General features: G+C 63.1%; 3 protein-coding genes. 1 reads left to right on the top strand and 2 read right to left on the bottom strand.

Features of this window, described 5'->3' with window-relative positions; all coding sequences use genetic code 11:
* Together WBF74_RS06725 and WBF74_RS06720 are read right to left on the bottom strand one after the other, a co-directional pair.
* The coding region (locus tag WBF74_RS06725; protein ID WP_424437088.1) for an extensin family protein at positions 1-700 on the bottom strand (700 nt) is incomplete at its 3' end.
* Positions 701-721: 21 nt separating this feature from the next.
* Positions 722-940, bottom strand: coding sequence for a DUF1674 domain-containing protein (locus WBF74_RS06720; RefSeq protein ID WP_424437091.1), 219 nt, complete (start codon positions 938-940; stop codon positions 722-724).
* 141 nt (positions 941-1,081) lie between these two features.
* On the opposite strand from WBF74_RS06720, the gene htpX reads away from it, so the two are divergent.
* Entirely contained in the window at positions 1,082-1,957 is an 876-nt protein-coding gene (htpX, locus tag WBF74_RS06715) for a zinc metalloprotease HtpX (RefSeq protein WP_424437085.1), read from the top strand.
* Positions 1,958-2,080 lie beyond the last annotated feature (123 nt).

Here is a 2,080-nt window from a genome sequence, read left to right as displayed (position 1 = left end):
GGAAATGGTCGACATGGGCCGCATTGTAGTTCGGACCGAGCACGGTCGGGAACAGGCCGCAGGCTCCGTCTTGCACCTCGGCAAGGAAGCGGCCCTTCGGCGTATCGCTTCCCCAGTCCTTCAGCACACTGACCGTCTCGCCATTTTCGAGATCAAATCCGGCAATGTCGATGGCATCGCCTCGCGCGTGCCCGCTGCGGCGGCCAGCCTCCTGATGGTTCACATTGCGGCAGGCATAGGTGCCGTAATGCCGGATGTGGCTCACCGCCGACCCGAAATGTTTTTCCGCCGCTGGCAGCACCACATGGCGCTCCCAGATGAGAAGCGCTGTCATGGCCGGACAGGTGAGCTCGATGCCGCCGCCATAGGAAATGCCGGATCGTTCGAGATGCAGCCCTTCCTCCATCCCGCAACCGGGAGAAGATGAATTGATGCTCGCCCGTCGCGATTTTGCGCCCGATGCCTGCACCACCGAAACGCAGATCGCATATTCATTCGCGAGACCCCGAAGCTGGAGCCCCGTTACCAATGTCGGCTTTTCACGAATATCCGGCGGCGAGAAGAGATTATAGGCATCGGGAAAATAGATGAAGGCAAACCAGAGCGCCGCGCCAAGTCCGCCGAAAAAGAGAAGAAAGCGCAGGGCAATATCGCCCACAACAAGGGCGCGGCGAAAGCGGGAAGGCGCTTCCTCTCTCACATGCGCCTCCCCGCTCCCTGCTCAGAAATCACTGATGATGCCCTTCACTTCCCAGTCGCCATAGCGCGTGGGCTCCTGCCCGCCGCGACCATTTATCTCACGCGGCAGCGGCGCTTTTTCAGCGGCAAGACGGCGGCGCTCTTCCGCTTCGGCAAGCGCACGTTTGGCCGCCGGCGACAATTCCTTGCGCGGCGCGGCCTCTGCTTTGCGAGCGCCGTGCTCCTCGCCTTCCTGCTGCATCTTGCTCCCGGACATGTGATGCCGCCTTTCTTGAAGAAAACTGGGTTTCCCTTACATATAAAGCGCCTTCCCGTGCGCTTCCACCCCGGCGGGCCACTCCGCCGCGCATGGGAAACTCATATAAGGAAACCGACAAAGACGATGAACACGCTCAAGACCTTCATGCTGCTGGCGGCCATGACCGCGCTTTTCATGGGGCTTGGATATTTGCTCGGCGGCGCAGGCGGCGCTGCCATCGCCTTCGTCGTCGCGGCGGGCATGAACTTCTTCGCCTACTGGAATGCCGACAAGATGGTGCTGCGCATGTATGGCGCGCGCCGCGTGGATGAGACGACGGCACCCAATTATGTGCGCATCGTGAAAGAGCTTGCCCGGCGCGCGAACATGCCGGAGCCCGCGATCTACATCGTGGACAATCCGCAGCCCAACGCCTTTGCCACGGGCCGCAACCCGGAGAATGCCGCCGTGGCCGCCACTACCGGCCTGATCCGCATGCTGTCGCCTGAAGAACTTGCGGGCGTCATGGCACATGAGCTGGCGCATATCAAAAATCGCGACACGCTGACCATGACCGTGACGGCAACCATTGCCGGTGCGATTTCCATGCTGGCGAACTTCGCGCTGTTCTTTGGCGGCAACCGTAATTCGGAAAGCGGTGGCGGCGGGCTGATCGGCGCGCTTGCACTCGCAATCCTCGCCCCCATGGCAGCGGCCCTCGTGCAGATGGCGATCAGCCGCACGCGCGAATATTCCGCCGATGCGGGCGGCGCGGAGATTTGCGGCAACCCGATCTGGCTTGCCTCCGCCCTTGAGCGGATCGAAGCCGCCGCCCGCCGCGCGCCGAATGAAGCGGCAGAGGCAAACCCTGCCACGGCCCATATGTTCATCATCAATCCGCTGAATGGCCGGGGCCGCGACAATCTCTTTTCCACCCATCCGGCCACGGCAAACCGCGTCGCAGCCCTCCGCCGCATGGCTGAGGCGGTGGGGAGCGCCGTCCGTCGCCCCTGGGGTTAACGGCGACACCGCTTTGCGCGGGCCGCGGCCCTGTGCTTTAACCCGCCCATGCACAGGAAAACCAGCGACACGGGCCTTGCCGCCCGGCAGGGCGCCGCCGCCATTCTCACCGCCGTGCTGCAA

The sequence above is a fragment of the Parvibaculum sp. genome, from assembly GCF_049672805.1.
Taxonomy (GTDB): domain Bacteria; phylum Pseudomonadota; class Alphaproteobacteria; order Parvibaculales; family Parvibaculaceae; genus Parvibaculum.
Note: the sequence above shows the minus strand (reverse complement) of the source record. Positions and strands in the feature narration are given on the sequence as shown.

Coding starts and splice junctions, on each gene's coding strand:
- htpX (WP_424437085.1), top strand. CDS start 1,082: ATGAACACGCTCAAGACCTTCATGCTGCTGGCGGCCATGACCGCGCTT.
- WBF74_RS06720 (WP_424437091.1), bottom strand. CDS start 940: ATGCAGCAGGAAGGCGAGGAGCACGGCGCTCGCAAAGCAGAGGCCGCG.